Raw genomic sequence first — 19506 nt, forward strand, 5'->3', positions numbered from 1 at the left:
AAGGCAGGTGGCAGTGTGGGTTCTATAACCCAGGTTATAATCGTTATACGGTGGTATTAACTTTTGCAAGCCTCCTGCGAATCCTGCTGAGAGAAGGTTGCTTAATGCCGATGTAGGAAGCCAGATGATAGAGTGGTACGCGCTCCAGTAATTGGGGTTGTGTTTGGGCCAGGTTGATATATCGTTCTGCTGGTTTTTCGAGCAGCAACATTTCACTGCGTAGTTGTGAGCCTATATACAGGTTTTCGGTTGCAATACGTCCGAACCTTTCCCAGGCTGGGCTATTTGCAAAAAGGTATTGCAGGTGTTTATAACTGATGGTTATTAGTTCTGTGTCTTCGAGTGCCTGTATCCATAGCCTGCTGGCTGTTTGAGTAAGAAAGCTATGGTAGGCTTTGGGCCATTGACCTTCCATATAGAAGGCGGTGTTGATCTCCTCACCATCCACCAGGTAATAAGAGCGCAGTAATCCTTTTACTACAAATCCTATTTCGCGGTATACTTTTCCTTCTTCTACAAAGAAAGCTGATTTGGTTAACGTTCTGAATCCCAGGCCTGGCTCACACAATTGCCAATCCTTATCCCTGATGGGACTGATCTTATTAACCACATCACGAAATATTTGAAGGGATGTATGCAAGATGGTAGATTAAGTAATAAAGATAAACACTTTTGATCATTTACGTATGGAAGGGTCAGATGCATGCTGCATCCCTAAAATTTGGTGTCCAGTCAAAATGCTGGTTAATTTTAGCAAATAACCGGTTAACATCGGTGCGAACTCCCATAGCAATAGTTAATACATTCATACCACTAAAATATCCAGTTGTATACAATTCGTTTTATCTATTTGTAATGCTAGTATTAAATGATCAGGAAATTGCACACCTTCTTTCATTAGAAGAAGTGATAGCCACTGTGGAGGCTGCGCTCATCGCTTATGAGCAGAACAGTTGCCTCATTCCCAAACGTATGCACATCGACTGGGGAGAAAACACGTTTCTTTCCATGCCTTCTTTTTCCGATACCTATTTTGGTACCAAGCTGGTATCTGTTGTACCGGGAAACAGTGCCAGGGAATTGGCTGTAACCAATGGCGCGATGCTGCTGAATGATGCACGAACCGGTTTCCCGCTGGCCATTATGAATGCTGCAAGGCTGACAGCCTTACGCACCGGGGCATTGGGCGGGATAGGTGTTAAGTATATGACTCCTTCTGATATTGATACCATTGGGTTAATTGGTTGTGGTGTGCAGGGGATTCAACAAGCTATTTTTGCCTGTGCTGTAAGGCCTGTAAAAAAAATATATTGCCTGCAAAGATCTGCAGCACGTATGGCTGCTTTCACCAAAGCGCTACAGGAACAGTTTCCATCAGTAGAGGTAATCCCCTCCAACGATGTAATCACCATCCTGCAACATACCAAAGTAATTATTGCCGCCAGCCGCTCTGCTACCCCGGTGTTACCGGATGATGCGAATTTGCTGGAAAACAAACACTTTATCAGTATTGGCTCCTATAAGCCCGACATGCAGGAATTACCGGACCAGGTTTTTCGTTTATCCGGGAAACTGGCTATAGATTCTGTGTTTGCGAAGGTTGAAACCGGCGATATCATTAATCCGCTTAAGAAAGGAATTTTACAGGAGGAAGATGTGTTTACCATCGGGAAAATTTTAACCGGTGAAGTGAAGATAGATGTAACGGCTACCACCGCATACAAATCAGCAGGAATGGCCATTTTCGACCTGTTTATGGCGAAGGCATTATACGAAGCTGCCAATGCGGGGAATATCGGCACTAACGTTCCTTTTTAAGATGACTTTATCAATACGCTTATCCATCATTAATCTCCCGTTTGATGCAAACATTGCTTAACAACTTTCATTGGGAAGCTCCCACCCAATGGTTAAAGATTGAAACCATAGATATGCATACAGGTGGTGAACCACTACGTGTATACATTTCCGGATTGCCTGCTGTAAAGGGTATAACTGTTCTTGAAAAAAGAAGATACTTCAAAGAGCACCTGGACTTTATCCGCACTGGTACCATGTGGGAACCGCGCGGGCATGCCGACATGTACGGTGCAGTGATCTCATCTTCCGCAGATGCTGATATAGATGTTTTCTTCCTGCACAATGAAGGCTACAGCACTATGTGCGGCCACGCTATCCTGGCATTAACCAAACTGGTATTGGAAACTGGTATCATAAAAAAAGAAGGGAAGTATCCAGAACTCACCATCAATGTGCCGGCAGGTAAAGTACATGCCCGGGCCACAATGGAAAATGGGAAAGTAAGTGACGTCTCCTTCCGTAATGTACCTTCCTTTTTATATTTAGCTGATCAGGAAGTAACAGTTCCTGGTATTGGAAATGTGAAGTTTGATGTAGCTTACGGAGGCGCTTTTTATGCATTTGTAGATGCTGATAGCCTGCAACTGAGCCTGGAGGCCACACATTACAATCAATTGATCGACTACGGACGCAGGATCAAATATGCAGTGATGGACAACTTCAGTATAAAGCATCCGTTTGAAGATGACCTGAGTTTTTTGTATGGCACCATCTTCACAGGAAAGGCACTGGAGAAAGGACATCATAGCCGCAATGTGTGCATCTTCGCAGAAGGGGAAGTAGACCGCTCTGCTACTGGTTCTGGCGTCAGTGCACGCGCAGCACTACATCATGCAAAAGGCGAATTAGAGCTCAATCAAACGATTATCATAGAAAGTATTACTGGTAGTACAATGGGAGTAGCGGTAAGAGAACTGACCACCTTTGGTGACTATAATGCAGTAATACCCGAAGTGAGCGGGACTGCTTTTATTACAGGACGGAATACTTTTTATTTTGATCCTGAAGATCCGTTTAAAGAAGGATTTATTTTCAGATAGATGGAATAAAATCTTCCCCTGATATTGATCCTGTAATAATTTTATAATCAGCAAGACTTGCAACGGGATAAGTTCTTTTAAGGAAAAACTTATCCCGCTTTTTATACCCGTCAGTAGTTTTGAGTAACGTCAACGCCTACCCTTTTTAACAGGCCTGAAATAACTTTTAAATTTTCTGCAAGCACCAGGTGGTCATACTTCGTAGATTTTGCACATTGGTAGTCTTTATGGGTTCGTGGAGCCGGGCATTGAGCCTTTCGGTATATTGAAGCAGTAATTGCTGGTTAACCAAAAAACGTTCGCTGCCATCAGGCAAAACATAACGACCATTGCCCAGGGTCTGCACCAGCGTTTCAATCCCTATATCAGATGCAAGTCTTGCAAATAAATAGCCACCGGGTTTCAGCACCCGCCACATTGAGTGGATCATATTATCGAAATGATCAGGATTGCTGGCGAAATGCAATACCGCGCTGCTGATCACCAGGTCAAAATAATTATCTTCGAACGGCAGGTCTTCCGCCGAAGCAACTACAAAATTTTCTTCTGAGTTAGTATGGGATAACGTTTGTGATAATTGTTTAACTGCCGATACTGCATTGGGATTTGGATCAATGCCATAAACCTCATAGCCGTTCCCTAAGAAGTAAATCAGGTTACGCCCGCCTCCACAGCCAGCATCAAGCACCCTTTTACAATTATCATATGTGCCTTTAAGCAGTTGATCGAAGAGGTAAATATCTATATTTCCGTAAAGCTGTTGAAGTTTCGATTGCATTGATCAAAGTTAAAGGATAGACAGCGAAGAAGAAAGCCTGTCTATTTTATCGTGATTTTTCTAATTTTATTTCCCCCATTGGTATTATAATTAAACGTTGTCAGGTAAAGTTGGCCTTTATCATCTATTGTCAATCCCTGCGGGCCATTAAATGATGCTTGTACCCCCTGTCCATCAACGTCTGCAGCTGAACCACTACCTGCGATGATAAAGTTGTCACCGGTTGAAGCCTCAATCATGCGTACCGTATTATTAAAATGGTCGGCTTCATATATATTTCCCCTGGTATCTCTGGCTATCTCCCAACCATCGAAATGTGCAATCCGAATAAGAGACCGTTCACCGGTAGATGTAAACTTATAGATATTCTCGGGGGCTCCTGGTATATATAGGTGTCCATCTTTGTCGAAGATAATATTACGTGGAGTAGAAAGTCCGGAAGCAAAGATCGATATTACACTTCCACTGGTATCCAGTTTTTGAATAGTCCCTTTTATATTGTCGCTCATATATAAGAAACCATCAGGCCCAATCGCAATTCCAGTGGTTATTGCGTCATCATTTGTATAGATCACATTCATACTACGATCCGCATAAATTTTCAACAGATCCTTATTGAAATCAGTCACATACAGATTATGCCCGGTACGGTCAAGTGCAATATTATAGGGCGAAAAAAAAGTCTTTCCATTTATCAATGTGGGGATTGAGATGCTGGAAACACGATGTGAATCCCCTGATACTTTCCGGATAAGGCGATTATAGCAATCTGCAATATACAGGTCCCCGTTGGTATCGGCAGTAATTCCCCAAGGACAATTGAATTCGGCATTAATACCTGTGCCATCGGCCGCGCCGACCGCCCCAGAACCAGCTACTGTGGTTACATTAACGTGATACTTATAAGTGAACCGAGGTCCTGTGAAACTCTGGGTTTTATTAGCAACTACAATTGGACCTGATCCGGCCATGCTGGGTACACGCGCCAACAAACTATCCTTACCAGATGAGATAATGTCCATCTTGATTCCATTAAGCGAAATGTTCAATTTCAAATTACCTTGCGGGAAATTTTCGCCATGTACTACTATCGTATCACCGCCTCCAGCAGAAGCAGGAGAATACGAGGTTATTCTGATAGTATCCGGTTTCTCTGTGGGGTTTACAATAGATGTGGTACAGGATGGTAACAGGAATGCTACAAATACGCCGAGAACTGTTACCCGCAAGTAAATCAGGGAATATTTCATAAATATTAGATTGTATAAAAATAGTATTTAAACCTAAGAACAAAAGGGCAACTAAAAATTCTAACAACGAGCTTGGATCGTGAACCTTTTTCAATACCCAGTAACTTAAGAAAAAAATTCCAGTTTATCTAATGGAAATCCAGATCTGGAAAACTTTAGCGTCATCTGTTCACCCCGTGTAACAACAAAATAAGCATCTTTTACTGCTTCATTACTACAAGGTGTATTTAGCAATTCCAGGTATTCCGTACTTCCAAATGTTCTTTCAATCTCCAGACATGTGAATTGCTCAGCAAATTGAATCATCCGTCTTAAATTCGTTATCTCAAAGTTTCTTCCATATTGGCTCTTTAATTCTGTCGACAGTGTCGACACAATCTGTTTAACATACTCTCCCCGCTTCCTTTTAAGAATTTCGTCGTTAATGCGTTGGCCAATCCGCCAGAAAAGTAGTGTAAGAGTACTGTTAGCATGTGAAAATACTTGCTGTTGACTTTGCTCGATAAGCTCCGAAAGCTCGATGAATAAAGATTGTTCGATTAACGTTACACTTTTCTTTTTAGCCATTGTACTTATTCTTTATCAGCAATCCAATATAGAGGAATGCAGGTTTTTCAGGTTAAATGAATGACCTGAAAGTTAAATACCCAAAGAATAGTATGCGTTAATTGAAAGTTAATGAAGTGAGAGAATAACCCAATTTTAAAAGAATGTATGGTTCGATTTTCTCTGAAAAATTCACTTTTAACGGAATCAATTATCGAACCGCCCGGCTCAATGAAGCTGTTAGGCTATACAGCCTTGACGTGGATCTTTCCGAAAATAAAAATGGACAAACCGAAGTAAATCTCGATTTGTCCATTTTAGTGCCCAGAACTGGATTCGAACCAGCACACCCTTGCAGGCGCTGCGACCTGAACACAGTGCGTCTACCAATTTCGCCATCTGGGCAACTGATATCGTGTCAGGGGGTGCAAATATACACACCTATTTCATTTCTCCAAAAAAATATTTGCTAACGCCAACGACTATACTAATAATTGTAAATAAAACCGAAGGAAGTGATACTAAATGGCATAGCACCTTTTGCTACGAGGTATAAATCATGCACGCCTTCCGCATGCCGGAGGTTACCGGTTAATTTCAATGCATAGGTACTATCACCGGTATAAGGTATCTCCAGGGTGCCTATAATTTTCCCTTTGGGCTTGTCGATCCGGAACTCCAGCCGCGCATTACTTTTTTTATGCTCGGAAGCTACTTCTACGCGGAAGCCTATCTCCCCTAAACTTAAATTTACCTGCGCAAAGCTCAGGTAACTCCCCTCTTTCATCTGGAACTCCGTTTCCCGGTTACCCTTTTTGGCCGCTGCCGCCGGCGCCGCCGTCTGTCCGCAAACAGACAAAGACACAAAAGCAAAAAACAGCAGTATCATCAGCCTCATAAAATAGGGATAGGTTTCGTCGTCTCTTTTTATTGGAATACAACCACAGTTGTTCCCAGTGATAAATTAATAACAAATTTCATAAAATTAAGGAATTATGTAATATTATAGCAAAATAATAACATGAAGAGATGAAAATCAACCCTTCGGGTGATGTGTAGCAGGATCCACCTCCGCTTTACCGCGTCAATAAAAACTCATCATGAACATATCCATACACAAAACAAAGCCCGCCACGAAAACGTGCGGGCTTGTTTGTGTAGCGTTGTAACGTTAAATATTCATTACCTGCTGTTCTTACGAAAAGCTTCTTTATTTTATCAGTCCCATATTCTTCAGCTTTGCAGCGGCTTCTATCACCATGGCACCACTCAACTGGGTGGTCAGGTCACTGTTGGGGGCGGTTTTTGTCCAGTCCTGGTTAAAGAGCACCTGCGGACGGGTAGTGCCTTTCAGCCATAACGTCTCCGCATTCAGTTGCAGGAAGTTGGCATATTTGGTGGCATCAGTACTGCTAATGCTTCCATCAGTAATCAGCAACATCAGGTAGCGTACCAGTACCCCTTTGAACAATCCACCATCACCACCGCCTTCATCCTTCAGGATATTGGCGTTAGTAAAACCGCCGCCCAGGGCATTGTTGGCCGTTTTTAGCGCATCATTCAGGTAACTCCCCTGCCCCGTAAGCTTATACAACTCCACCCCTGCACCAATAAATACCCCCTGGTTATAAGTGAAGTTCCAGTTTTTGGTCACCTGCCCGCTGCCATCCTGGTTGATACCATCCCATACGAGGCCGCTCACCGGGTCTACCAGCGTAGCTTTCTGCCAGTCGTATATTTTCTTTGCCCAGGCAATGTCGTCAGGATTTTGGGTAAGACCGTACATGCGACAGGCAATAATACAGGCAGGCGCATTGGCGGGCGTGTTCTTGTAGTTCTTCGCCTTGTCTTTATTCCAGTGGATACCACCACCCCATACATCATCCCATCCGCCTTTGATATCGTTCCACAGTAATATGGCCACCTCTTTATAACGGGTATCGCCGGTGGCTTCAAAGGCACGCAGGCAGGCCAGGTTCATCCACTCCATGTCGTCATAGAAGTAGTTGATGTAAGTACCGCCGTTCTTTACTTTCATGCCCGCCAGCAGGTCGTCCATGCGCGACTTGATAGCAGGATCGCCTTTACGTATATACGCATCCGTGAGTACATCCAGGGCATGGGCATTGGGCCAGTAGTTGAAGGTAGTACCGCCGTTGCTGTTCTGGTTAAAATACTTTTCCTGGTTCCAGAAATTGCTGATCAGTCCCTGGGTGGAAGAGTCAGCGATCTGTGGCCAGCTATATACATAGCGCGCTTTGCCGGCGCCGGGGCCCGGGCCGTCATCTACCGGTTCTTTCAAACAGGCAGTGAAGGCCAGGGCGCCTATCAATAGAGAATACCTTACTATCTTCATAGCTAATTATTTGACGATGATTTCGTGCGTGTAATTCTTGTCTGTGGTGAAGTATACGTTGATATCGCAGTTCTTGTTATCTGCTTCGGAAGCAAACTTGTAGCAATATCCCCACTGGTCGTTGCCGGCAATAGGCTTCAGCTCCCAGAAGCTCAATGGCGTAGTGGCCGTAGGGCGACTGTTATCCGCGTTCGAACTGCCAAACCATTCTTCACCGGCATTGCCATCGCTATCCTTCACGGCTAAACGAAATTTGTAACGCTCATCACGTCCCCAGGATTCCTGCTTGAAAGTGATCAATTGGTTCTTGATACTCCAGGTACCGTTTCCGGCATAACTAATTTCAAATAAGAACTTATTCAGCGGCGCAAACCAGAGGCCGATGGTAGTTACTTCGGTCACAGAGGCAGCTGCGTTGTTGAAGTCGAGGCGCAGACGGTATACTTTGGTACTGGCTGTTTGCTCATCTTCTCCCCCTTCTTTCACGGCTGTTCCGGCAATGGAATAAGTAACCGGTGTGCCGGTATTCCTGTTGGTGAAATGATATTTACCATTTTTGAGAGAGGTATAAATTTCATATACCCCCGGTGCAGTGGATTTCAGCTTCAGCGCTTTCGACAGGTCAGCACCTGCTTCTGTAGCATCGCCGGTGAGAAATACATCCGTAGGAATTTCAGCGAAGCCATTAGGGCGTTCCACTTCAATGGTTTTGGCTTCTGTAGCTTTCTGGATATTATATCCTTTTGCCGCCAGCACGGTCCATTTCAATTTACCGGTAGCCAGGGAGGGAATGCCTGCTTTATTGGCGATGCTGTTCAGGTCTTTATGCGATAAGGTGAGCTTGTTTTGTACACCGCCGCCATCAGATGCGTATTTAGCTACGGGATTAGAGAAATCCCCGTTCTCTTTATCAAAGGCCACTTCATAGATCACCAGTGAACCATCTTCTGCACGGGCCTGATCCCATTCGAAGCTCAACGTGGCGCTGGTAGCCGGTTGCAGCTTAACGTATTTATTGTCGAGCGGCGCTGTGAGCTTCGCTACGGGTTGTATATTGGTATTGAGTGTATAGTCTTTTTTACAGCTAAACAATATCACACTCAGCAGGATCATGAAATATTTTTGCATGTTATTACAGTTTTAGGTGGATGGATTACCAGTCTTGGTTTTGTGAAAGATTTTTGTTCTGATCGCGTTCAATGGTCGGTACAGGCCACAGGTAGTGTTTCGGGTTGGTAAACAACCTGTTTTCTACGATGATATAACCGTTGGGGTCTTTGTTGAAAGCACCGGAAGTCACTTTAATCCCTCTCACCGGCCGGTTCATCACTACATCGGCGGTTTTCCAGCGGCGGATATCCAGTACCCGTAGTCCTTCGAACGCAAATTCAGCGCGTCTTTCCCGGCGGATCACCGCTTGTAGCTGCGATTGATTCAGGGCAGCGTTAAACTGGGTGGCGCCTGGGTCGGTAAAGCCAGCGCGACTGCGCAACGGCTGAATGGTTTGATTCCACACGGCGGCTGTCATCTGCCCCAGCTCATTCTTTGCCTCCGCATACATCAGTAATATGTCTGCATAACGAATCAGGACCAGGTTTAACCCGGAAGCGTAGTTGGTGGCAGCACGGTCGTAGTATTTATAGAAATAATAACCGGTAGGCGATGCCCCCTGGTCATCTACCGTGTTGGTAGAGGGGTTAGCGCCTGGCTTCGTCAGAATCGTTTGTACGTTACCGTTAAAGTCGGTCACTTTAGAGCCGTCGTGCAGGATGGTGGCTTCAAAGCGCGGGTCCCTGTTTACATACGGATTATTTTCATCATACCCGGAGCCGGCATCGCCGATGGCTTTACCGTTAGTCATGATGTAATCATTCACCAGGTCCTGCGTGGGAACCAGTACACTTCTCAGCGCGGCAATGGTTTGCGGCATAAACTGGCGCTGCTTATCGTATGTTCTGGCGCCGCCGTATTCAATATCCAGGATCACTTCACTGTTGTATTCATTGGCCACGGTAAACAAATTCGAATAGCTGTTAAACAGGGCATAACTGCCGTTATCTGTTTTGTTGATCAACTGCTCGCAGTCGGTTACAACGCCCTGCCATTCGCTGCGGAACAGGTGTACACGGGCGCTTAACGCAATAGCTGCACCACGGGTGATGCGTCCACGATCGCTCTGTGCCTGTTGTGTATTGGCAGGCAGGTCTTTCTGGATGTCGGCCAGCTCTGTTAATACAAATTGCTGGATAGTGTTTTTATCGGTGCGGGCAATGGTACGTGATTGCTCAATGGTAATCAGGTCAGTATAAAAAGGTACGTCGCCGTACCAGGCTGTGAGCTGAAAATAAGCGTAGGCGCGGATAAAGCGGGCTTCCGCGAGGATACGGCGCTTTAACGCCGCATCCATATTAGGTACCCGGTCGATGTTGGTGGTCACGGTATTACAGCGACGGATAGTGGTATAGTAATAAGGCCAGGTGTCTACTACGCGGCCATTGGCGCCATCATAGCCTCCATTGGCAATAGCGTTTACATTCAGTAAACCACCGCCGCTGTTATAGGCATTGTCGCTGAGGGCTTCATCTCCAAAAAAATAATCATCCTTGGACAGGTGCTCATAACAAGCGGTGAGTGCATCCAGCGCGTCCTGGGAATTACGCCAGTAAGCCGTTTCGGTAAACTCCCGCGTGATGGGCTGATCCAGCTTACGACAGCCAAACAATCCCGCGGCTACTAATATTGATAGAAATATTTTCTTCATAACATTGATTGTTTAGGCATCAAAACTTAATATCCAAACCAAAGGCAAAAGTGGCTGCATTCGGATAATTACGGCCGGCAATAGCGTTATAATTATTCATGAGCATCTTGTCGTCGAATTGCGTAAACTCAGGATCTACACCTAGTTGACGGAATCGCTTCGGTGTGATCGTAACCAGGTTCTGGCTGGTAAAGTATACCCTTACACCCTGCATGTTGGCTCTTCTCAGCAGAGATGCCGGCAGGTTATAGCCGATCTGCAGATTTTTCAGTCGCAGGTATTTGGTGTCAAACAGCCAGTAGTCGGAATACGCGAAGTTGTTGGCATCCGCTGCACCGATGGTCAGGCGCGGATAAGTAGCGCCCGGGTTGGTAGGTGTCCAGCGGTCCAGGTGTTGCACCATGGCGTGATCTTCGTTGTTGTGGAAGGCTTCCACAATATCGCCTCGCATGAACTGCGTACGTTTGCCTACGCCCTGCCAGAACATGGTGAGATCAAAGTTTTTCCAGCTTACATTATAAGTGAACCCGAAAGTATAGCGTGGGAAAGGATTACCGAAAATGTAGCGATCGTTCTCATCAATCACACCATCTTTGTTACGGTCAATGTATTTAATATCTCCCGGGTTTACCTGTTGATTATAGGCAAATGGTACTTTAGGCGCGTTCTTGATATCGTCCAGGTTTTGATAGAGGCCATTGGATTTGTAGCCGTAGTAAGAAGCAATCGGGTATCCTTCTTTGATGATAAAGGTTACATCCGAGCCACGAACAGACTCCTGCCCGAATTTAATCACCTTGTTCAGGTTATCAGCGATGTTAAAGCCAAAGGTATGCTGGAAAGCGCCGGTAGTAGCGTGATATGCCAAAGCCAACTCCCAGCCCTTATTATTTACCTTCCCAACGTTTTCCAGTGGAGCAGCCGTTCCTGCTGTTCCCGGAACTGTTTGGAACAGGTAAATACCGTCGGTCATCTTATTAAAATAATCGAAGGATGCGGTGAGCTTACCCCGGAAGAAATCTGCATCGATGCCATAGTTACCCATCGTGGAAATTTCCCACTGTAACAGGTTGTTGAAGGTGGAGAAGGTATTACCGGGAGCAATGGAGTTATTGAAAGAATAGTTGGCGTTATTGATAGATACTCTCGACAGGTAATTAAATCCACCGATGTTGGAGTTACCCACCTGGCCCCAGGAATAACGCAGTTTGAAATTACCGATCCGCTCCTTTATGTCCTGCATAAAGTCTTCCTCGGTGATTCTCCAGCCCAGTGAGAAGGCCGGGAAGAACTGCCAGCGATGGCCCGGCGCCAGCTTGGAAGAGCCATCGTAACGCCAGGTAACTTCCGCCAGGTACTTGTCGCCATATGAATAGTTAAAACGGCCAAACAGGGAGTTCAATGCATACAGGTTGGGATTGGCTAAATCATTGTATGTACCGATGTCTTTATAATCGTATGTACCATCTGCTTTGGGAATATAACCACCACCGATGCCCCAGTTGGGGTCCAGGTTGGTAGTACCGTAACGGGTAGCGCGGAAACCATATCCTTCATCCACCGCATCACTGCGCACGCCTACCTGTCCTTTTACATAATGTTTACCGAAGGTGTTCTCATACTCCGCTGTGGCGTATACGTTCGTGGTCAGATCTTTGTATTCATCCTGCTGTAGCTGGTTATACTGTGGCGGGGTGGCCGTGGTATAGTAAGGCGCGTAGGTGAACTTATTCGTACGGGCGTTGAGGTTATTAATATTATAAACGCCGGAAGCATTCAGGTTAATTTTAAAGTGGTTTACCGGCGTGATGACTACGTCGAGACCTCCCATCAGGTTATCGATGGTTCTCTGGTTATAGCCGCCTTCTGCGAGTAATGCGATCATGCTGTTGCTGGTAAGACTGGGTACTACCCAGTTGCCCAAAGAGTCTTTCACGGCATTGGTACGGGGTACACGCATGGCATCGCGCATAAGCAACCCGATATCCGCTTGTTGTGTACGATACAAAGAACGGGTATACGCCGCGTTGGCATTTACTTTCACGTATTTGCTAACGTCAACGGATACATTTAAACGGGCGTTGTATCTTTTGTAATAGAAATCCTGTGGTACGTATTTATTCTGCAGCATGTTGCCCTGGTCGAGGTAGCCTACAGAAAAGAGGTAACTGCTGCTTTTACCGCCGCCGGTTAAGCTCAGGCTATGATTTTGCTGCGGTGTGTATTTGCGGATCATTTCATGCAGCATGGCAGGTTCTGAGCCGCGGTCGTGCCAGTACCGGATGTTTTCCGGGGTGAACTGTGGTGTTTTACCGGAGTTCACCAGCGCTTCATTTTTCAGCGTCATATATTCCCAGGCTTCCACGTTGCGGGGTAGTGTGGTTGGCATTTGCCAGCCATACATGCCGTTGTATTGCACCGAAGGGCGTTCATCTTTTTTCCCTCTTTTGGTGGTGATGTAGATCACGCCGTTGGCGGCCTGTGAGCCGTAGATGGCGGACGATGCAGCATCTTTTAATACCGAGATCGTTTCCACATCGTAGGGATTGAGGTTTTGTAACCCTGCGCTGCCGGCCTGTATACCGTCAATGATCACGAGCGGGGCATTACCGGTTAAACTACCTACGCCACGGATGTTCATCACCATACCGGCGCCGGGTTCAGCGGTAGCCTGTTGCATGATCAGGTTGGGCGCCTGTCCCTGTAAGGCCTGGAACATATTTACTGCCGGGCGGCTGGTAATATCTTTCGAATTAACGGTGCTGATGGCGGCGGTTACCTGTCCTTTTTTCTGTTGGCCATAAGCGGTGATCACTACTTCACCAAGATCTTTGGAATCTACGTTGAGCATGGTCACAATACTGGTTCTGCCGGAGATATTAATTTCGGAAGATATATACCCGATAGAGGAAAATATCAATACACCGTTGGCCGCGTTGGCAGGGATTTTCAGGGTGTAGTTACCGTCGGCGGCGGTAACGGTACCGATGGTTTGTCCCTTCAGGCGGATGTTGGCGCCGGGAATGGCTTGTCCCTTGTTATCTACTACCCTGCCGGTGATGGTGATTTCCTGTTGCTGATCGTTGATAACGGAAACGCCTCTACGTTTCAGAATGATTTTATTGGCGATGAATTCGTAGTTGATTTCCCTGGGCAGGAGGATCATTTGCAGTACATCATCCAGTTTATTATCTTTTACATTCAGCGATATTTTCTGTGTGGCTTTGATATCGTCATTGGCGTATACAAACACGAGGGAGGTTTGTGCTTCAATTTTCTCCAGTACCTGTGCCAGGCTGGCATTTTCTACCTGCAGGCTGACCAGGTAGTTGAGTGCGGGTGATCTTTCCTTCTCTTTTGCCGGTTCATGTTGTACCTGCCGCCTTATACCTGCTGCGTAGGCTACCTGCGCATGCAGATCCAGCATGCTCAGCAGCGACAGGCAGATAAGCAGGGATCCTAAAGGTGGACGAAAAGAAGGCTTGTATAGTTCCTTTCTCATAACGTAGTGGCGATTAAAATTGATTAAAAAGTAATGTTGGCTTTATATTATTCTGCTATGACCAGTGTTGAATCGGTGATGTGGTAGTGGAATGCTTTGGATTTACTCAGGTAATACATGATATCTTCCAGGGAATTATTGTGGAAAGAGCCGGTAAGGCGATATTGTTTAGGCGCGTTGGCTTCAAACTCCACCCGTTTATTAAAGTTGCGTTCCAGGCTGGCGCCGATTTCCTCCAGTGTGGCATTCCGGAAAATGAGGCGACCTTCTGTCCAGGCTTTGTCTTCCGCGCCAATGGTATTTCCTTTCACGAGGGTACCACTGCTGGCGGTGAAGCTGACTTTTACATCCGGTGTAATCAGGATGGTATCGCTGATTTTTTTCGCTTCCTCATACCGCGGAATAAATGCCACTTTCCCGGTTACAACAGCCGTTTGCACGGGTTCGTTTTCGTAAGCGCGGATATTGAAAGAGGTGCCCAATACCTTAATGGTACCTTTTTTCAGGTGTACAATAAAAGGGCGTTTGGCGTTGGTGGCTACATCAAAGAAGGCCTCTCCTTCCAGGAAGATCTCCCGGTTGTTGCCTTTAAATTTCTCCGGGTAGGTGAGTACACTTTCCGCATTCAGCCAGATTTTACTGCCGTCTGCCAGCTCAATAAAAGAGCGGGTAGCTTTGCCATTGCTGCGTTTCACCCATTGCTGACGGGGAGCTTCCGGGGAACGCTGGCCTTTGTTAAAGAAGTAGAAGGCGCCACCCAGCAGCAATACAGCCGCTGCTGCTGCCCATCGCCAGGTATTTATTCTTTTAATTTTTACAGGTGGAGATGGTAGTTCTTTTGGTGGCGACTTTATTTTTGCCAGCGTGCGCTGCAGGGCCTGTTCGGTATTTTCAGCCGCCTGCTGCTGGGTATCTTCGAAATAATGGTGCAAATGCGTATACCGTTCTTTGAGTAGGGGATGCTGTTCGAGCAGGGCATTTAATTCCGACAGTTCTGCCGGAGTGGCCTCCCCGGCCAGTTTACGCGTTACCAGTAAGACGAAATGTGCTTCGTTTATCATAAAATGGAATCGTGTTCATAAGGAAGGACAGGATTTGGATGGGAAATTACTTACAGGGGAGAAAAATTTTTTTTTGAGCAGAAGGCATAAAGCAGAAAGCAAAAAGCCATCGGAGCGAGTGACTAGCGCGATTAATTAACTACTCTTCCGTTTTTATCACTCGCTCCAATGGCTTTTTGCTTTCTGCTTTATGCCTTCTGCTCAAAAAAATCCCGGGAACGATAACGCCAGCAAGATCAGCAATGGCGGCAATATTTCTTTGCTTTTTCCAATAACGCCTAATCCTTCGTTGAGGCGACGCATGGCCCGGAAGAGTTGTGTTTCTACGGTTCTGGGAGAGATGCTCAGAATTTCGGCTACCTCTTTATATTTAAAACCATCTTCTTTGATCAGCTGAAATACGCGGCGGCATTGGGCCGGTAATGCGGCCACCAGCTGGTCCATTTTAAAGCGCATTTCTTTCCATTCCAGGTCACGTTCCAGGTCTACGCTGTTGCGCAGGTCGGCGGTATCGGAGCCGGAAAGTGGTACAATCCGCAAATGGGAATATTGTTCGAGGTAATTAAGGGAGTGATTTTTTACCGCCACAAAAAGGTATACTTCCAGGTTAGCTACTTGTTCCAGCTCTGCACGGCGGTTCCACAACTTTACGAAAACGTCTGATACAATTTCTTCAGCGGCTTCCCTGACATGTATATAGCGGATACAAAAGTGCAGCAGCCGGTCATATAAATGCCGAAACAGGCGGGAGAAAGCCTGCTCATCATCATAACGCGCAATCTGCATTTGCCATTCACGAATCTCATCCATGCTCATGTCTATGCTAAAACGTTTTTGCTAAATGGACAAAAAAAAGAAATACTTTCCTTGACTGATCTGGTTGTTATTAAAAAGGTATGACCGGGTTGTCGTTCTTACAAAAGCAATAATAGAAAAAAGGATTTAGAAAAACAAACGGTTGGAGAAAGCGGAAAGCATAAAGCAGAAAGCAAAAAGCTATTGAAGCGATTGATCAGTGCGAATTACTAATTAAATAGCCGCTTAGATCAATCGCTTCAATAGCTTTTTGCTTTCTGCTTTCAGCTTTCCACTTTTAAAATCAGCTTAATATATTAAAGGACACAAAAACGATCGTAATACTCACACAAATCAATGCCACCAGGAAGGTATAGTCGGCCACCAGCTCCAGTCGTTCGCCTCGTTTGGTCTGGCTGCTTTTCAGCGACAGGAAGGATAAGAGGCAGCTTGCCATCAGCAGGATGGCCGCGATCCCTGTACAATCATCAATAATTGTGGCGTGATTGAAGCGGGCCACTTTAATGGAAGTGAGTACAATCAGGCAAAACCCCAGCAGGTTGGTAGAAGTGTTCAGGATATGAGGTGATTTACTATTGTTCATTTTATTTTGTTATTACTGATTAACAAATACTTCAGTATACGAATTGAAGAATTTTAGTTTATAGATTCGGCTGTACATTGGATTCTTATGAAAAAAATAACACTTTTAGCCCTGTTATGCTGGCCTTTCCTGATAAAGGCACAGCCTGCAAGCTATGTTCTGAAAGGCAAAATAAGGAAACAGAGCGGCCCACTACGGGTGTACCTTTTGCAGGCGATCAATGACAAACTGATTGTAGACTCCACTGATGCCCACAACGGCGTATTCCGGATAACCGGCATGGTGGACGGGCCGGTCCGGGCCATACTGATCTTCAGTCATACCGGCCAGTACATGGACCTGACGAGTCTTCGTCCTGGTACCGATAGTAAACTTTTCTTCCTGGAAAAAGGCGATACTAAAATAGTGACGCAACAGAATGCCAGCAAGGCCCGTATTACCTCTCCCACCAATGAACAGGAAACAGAGTATAAAGATGCGCTGGCAAAAATAGATAAGTCGATTACCCAGATCAATAAAGCTTTTGTGAAGGCATCGCCGAAAGAACAGGCCGATCAGAACTTTATTCAAAAACTCGGTCAGCGGTATGCGCTGGCGATGGAGGCCAGGAAAATGATGCAGTATAAATTTATCACGGAACATCCCACCTCTTTCCTCAGTCTCACTGCCCTGAAAGAACTCACCAACGCCCAATTGGAACCGGATCAGATTGAGCCGCTCTTTCAACAATTGACACGCGAGATACGAAATAGCGCCGAGGGCAAAGCCTTCCAGGCAGAAATTACCCAGGTCCGCAACCTGGATATCGGCCAGCAGGCGCCCGATTTTGAAGTGCAGGACATGAACGGGAAACCGGTACGTCTCTCTGATTTTAAAGGCAAAACCGTATTACTCGACTTCTGGGGGTCGTGGTATGCGCCATCCCGCAGGGCACATGAATACATCCGGGAAGCCTACCGGGCATTCAAGGATAAAAATTTCACGGTGATCAGTATCGCCCTCGATCCACCGGCCGATCGCCCCTACCTGGAAAAGGCTATACAGGAAGACAGCCTCGTATGGACGAACCTCTCCGATCCTACCAAAGACCGGAACGACGCCGCCAAAGCCTTTGGTGTGAAAGTCATTCCGCAAAACTACCTGATAGATTCTACCGGTATGATTATTAATAAAGACCTGCATGGCCCGGCGCTCTCACAACAACTCAGCAGTCTTTTACTCCCTGAGAATCCGTAAAAAGCCATACATTTGCCCTTGTTAATTATAAATATAATTTATTATAAATATATAATACATGGACAAACAGCCCCTTTTCTGGGCCGCTAATCTGAAATTATTACGGACACGAAAGAAGATCTCACAACAACACTTATCTGATTTACTGGGACTGAACCGGAACAAGATCACTGCACAGGAAAGCGGCAAAACACGCAATCCACGTATGGACGACCTGGTATTGATCTCCTCTTTTTTTAAGATTGATATCGACCTCCTGGTTAAAACAGACCTGTCACAAATTCCCGAAACACAACTGGAAGAACTGGAAGCAGGAAAACACGTGGATCTATCGGGCAGGCATATACGTATTCTCCCTATCACGGTAGATCACAGCAATGAAGAGAACATGGAATATGTGCCGGCGCGCGCCAGAGCAGGCTACCGCAGCGGTTTCAGCGATCCTGAGTTCATTGCCGGCCTGCCGAAATTTACCCTCCCGGATCTGCCGCGGGGTAAAACCATCCGCATGTTTCCCATCAGCGGCGATTCTATGGCGCCTATCCCTGATGGCAGCCATATCATTGCCCAGTACCTGCAGGATTGGTCTCACCTGAAAAATAATACCGCCTGCGTCCTGATCCTGAAAGGAGGAGAAGAAGAAATTGTTTTCAAAGTGGTAGGCAATCATATTAAACAGAATGGCACCCTTGCATTGCACTCCCTGAATAGCAACTATGAAACGGCGATTATCAATATCGAAGAAGTATTGGAAATATGGACGTTTATTGGGTATATCAGTAAGGAGATGCCGGTGGGAGCAGAAAGCATAAAGCAGAAAGCATAAAGCTATTTTAGCGGATGACCAAAAATCCGCTCTGGTCATCCGCTAAAATAGCTTTATGCTTTCTGCTTTATGCTTTCTGCTCTACTTATAGCTTTCCTTAAATGCCTGCAACGCCTCTTCCATCCGTACTCTCAGGCGCTCCCCCTGTGGGCCGTCGCCTGGCCTGGCAATATGGAACATAGATAAGGTGTTGTTCTCCTTTAACTCCCTGCTCCCCTTCTCACTCTCTGCAATTTTTACTACTTCACTATCGAATTCCAAACCGATGTAATAATCATAAAATACAGCTTTAATGGCACTCACCGGGGCCGTGAGCCGGTACAAGGTATAACTGTTTTCAACCGGGTAACGAAAGGTAACAGATAAAATCCCATCTTCGCTGATACGAAAGGCCGATTCAATTTTTGCACCCGATTCCGTGAGATAAGATAACTGTGGCGGATATACCGTGGCTGCTTCGGTTAATAGTTTGGTAAATTGAATGGCTGCTTTGGCGCGTGATCCGGGATTAACCACCGATTGTTGGGCAAAGGCGCCGGTACACACAATAGTACACAGCACCCATAAAAGGGAGTAGCATTTTTTCATAGGTATTCTTTCAGGTTAATAAGTTCTTTCGACCTGTAAATATAATATATTTAAATCATACATTATCCCCTTGTTTCCCTCCCTGTATTTAATATTGTTTACAATCTTTTAAATTTCATTAACAAGTTGTGTTCCTGCTTCATCCTAACTTCATTGCCTTATTCGGAACCTGTGATCTTATTAAAAAATCGATTTAGCAACCAATAAAAGCGTATCAATCAAATTTAAATTGACCAACAAAGCGCATAGCGTGTCAAGAGTTAGTATCAGCGTATAAGACGTCAACCAATGTCATTTTAACAA

Annotated in this window: 17 protein-coding genes and 1 tRNA gene; 4 read left to right on the plus strand and 14 right to left on the minus strand. The window is 45.6% G+C overall.

What is annotated here, in order from left to right:
• Nucleotides 1-43: 43 nt before the first annotated feature.
• On the minus strand, nt 44-640 hold the full coding sequence (locus tag J7623_RS13345) for a Crp/Fnr family transcriptional regulator (protein WP_291920800.1): 597 nt from the start codon (nt 638-640) through the stop codon (nt 44-46).
• Between the two features lie 215 nt (nt 641-855).
• Here J7623_RS13345 and J7623_RS13350 point away from each other — a divergent pair, with 215 nt between their 5' ends.
• Together J7623_RS13350 and J7623_RS13355 are read left to right on the plus strand one after the other, a co-directional pair.
• Nucleotides 856-1818 (plus strand): ornithine cyclodeaminase family protein, encoded by a 963-nt coding sequence (locus tag J7623_RS13350; protein WP_291920801.1) that lies wholly within the window; start codon nt 856-858, stop codon nt 1816-1818.
• A 44-nt stretch (nt 1819-1862) separates the two neighbouring features.
• Nucleotides 1863-2900, plus strand: coding sequence for a proline racemase family protein (locus J7623_RS13355; protein ID WP_291920802.1), 1038 nt, complete (start codon nt 1863-1865; stop codon nt 2898-2900).
• 166 nt (nt 2901-3066) lie between these two features.
• Here the strand turns inward: J7623_RS13355 and J7623_RS13360 are convergent, their stop codons facing one another.
• From J7623_RS13360 to J7623_RS13415, 12 genes are all read right to left on the minus strand, one after another.
• A complete protein-coding gene (locus J7623_RS13360; protein WP_291920803.1) occupies nt 3067-3678 on the minus strand; it encodes a class I SAM-dependent methyltransferase in 612 nt (203 codons plus the stop codon).
• A gap of 41 nt (nt 3679-3719) precedes the next feature.
• A complete protein-coding gene (locus J7623_RS13365) occupies nt 3720-4928 on the minus strand; it encodes an IPT/TIG domain-containing protein (RefSeq protein WP_291920804.1) in 1209 nt (402 codons plus the stop codon).
• 105 nt (nt 4929-5033) lie between these two features.
• Nucleotides 5034-5495, minus strand: coding sequence for a DUF1016 N-terminal domain-containing protein (locus tag J7623_RS13370; RefSeq protein WP_291920805.1), 462 nt, complete (start codon nt 5493-5495; stop codon nt 5034-5036).
• 300 nt (nt 5496-5795) lie between these two features.
• Nucleotides 5796-5879: transfer RNA gene (locus tag J7623_RS13375), tRNA-Leu, on the minus strand.
• 82 nt (nt 5880-5961) lie between these two features.
• Entirely contained in the window at nt 5962-6372 is a 411-nt protein-coding gene (locus tag J7623_RS13380) for a carbohydrate-binding protein (protein WP_291920806.1), read from the minus strand.
• A gap of 312 nt (nt 6373-6684) precedes the next feature.
• Nucleotides 6685-7830: a glycoside hydrolase family 76 protein gene (locus J7623_RS13385; RefSeq protein ID WP_291920807.1), complete on the minus strand. Its 1146-nt coding sequence runs from the start codon at nt 7828-7830 to the stop codon at nt 6685-6687.
• Nucleotides 7831-7836: 6 nt separating this feature from the next.
• On the minus strand, nt 7837-8958 hold the full coding sequence (locus J7623_RS13390; protein WP_291920808.1) for a SusE domain-containing protein: 1122 nt from the start codon (nt 8956-8958) through the stop codon (nt 7837-7839).
• A 25-nt stretch (nt 8959-8983) separates the two neighbouring features.
• The gene (locus tag J7623_RS13395) at nt 8984-10591 is read right to left on the minus strand and encodes a RagB/SusD family nutrient uptake outer membrane protein (protein ID WP_291920809.1); all 1608 of its coding nucleotides are present in this window, start codon (nt 10589-10591) and stop codon (nt 8984-8986) included.
• Nucleotides 10592-10610: 19 nt separating this feature from the next.
• A complete protein-coding gene (locus tag J7623_RS13400; protein ID WP_291920810.1) occupies nt 10611-14093 on the minus strand; it encodes a TonB-dependent receptor in 3483 nt (1160 codons plus the stop codon).
• Between the two features lie 47 nt (nt 14094-14140).
• Complete coding sequence (locus J7623_RS13405) at nt 14141-15154, minus strand: FecR domain-containing protein (protein WP_291920811.1); 1014 nt, start codon at nt 15152-15154, stop codon at nt 14141-14143.
• 201 nt (nt 15155-15355) lie between these two features.
• Entirely contained in the window at nt 15356-15970 is a 615-nt protein-coding gene (locus J7623_RS13410) for an RNA polymerase sigma-70 factor (protein WP_291920812.1), read from the minus strand.
• A gap of 283 nt (nt 15971-16253) precedes the next feature.
• Nucleotides 16254-16553 carry a hypothetical protein gene (locus J7623_RS13415; protein WP_291920813.1) on the minus strand — a complete coding sequence of 100 codons (300 nt, stop codon included), beginning with the start codon at nt 16551-16553 and terminating at the stop codon, nt 16254-16256.
• 87 nt (nt 16554-16640) lie between these two features.
• Here J7623_RS13415 and J7623_RS13420 point away from each other — a divergent pair, with 87 nt between their 5' ends.
• On the plus strand, nt 16641-17789 hold the full coding sequence (locus tag J7623_RS13420; RefSeq protein ID WP_291920814.1) for a redoxin domain-containing protein: 1149 nt from the start codon (nt 16641-16643) through the stop codon (nt 17787-17789).
• Nucleotides 17790-17847: 58 nt separating this feature from the next.
• Nucleotides 17848-18615: a LexA family transcriptional regulator gene (locus tag J7623_RS13425; protein WP_291920815.1), complete on the plus strand. Its 768-nt coding sequence runs from the start codon at nt 17848-17850 to the stop codon at nt 18613-18615.
• Nucleotides 18616-18696: 81 nt separating this feature from the next.
• Here the strand turns inward: J7623_RS13425 and J7623_RS13430 are convergent, their stop codons facing one another.
• On the minus strand, nt 18697-19203 hold the full coding sequence (locus J7623_RS13430; RefSeq protein WP_291920816.1) for a hypothetical protein: 507 nt from the start codon (nt 19201-19203) through the stop codon (nt 18697-18699).
• Nucleotides 19204-19506 lie beyond the last annotated feature (303 nt).

Source organism: Chitinophaga sp., assembly GCF_017745275.1.
GTDB lineage: Bacteria > Bacteroidota > Bacteroidia > Chitinophagales > Chitinophagaceae > Chitinophaga.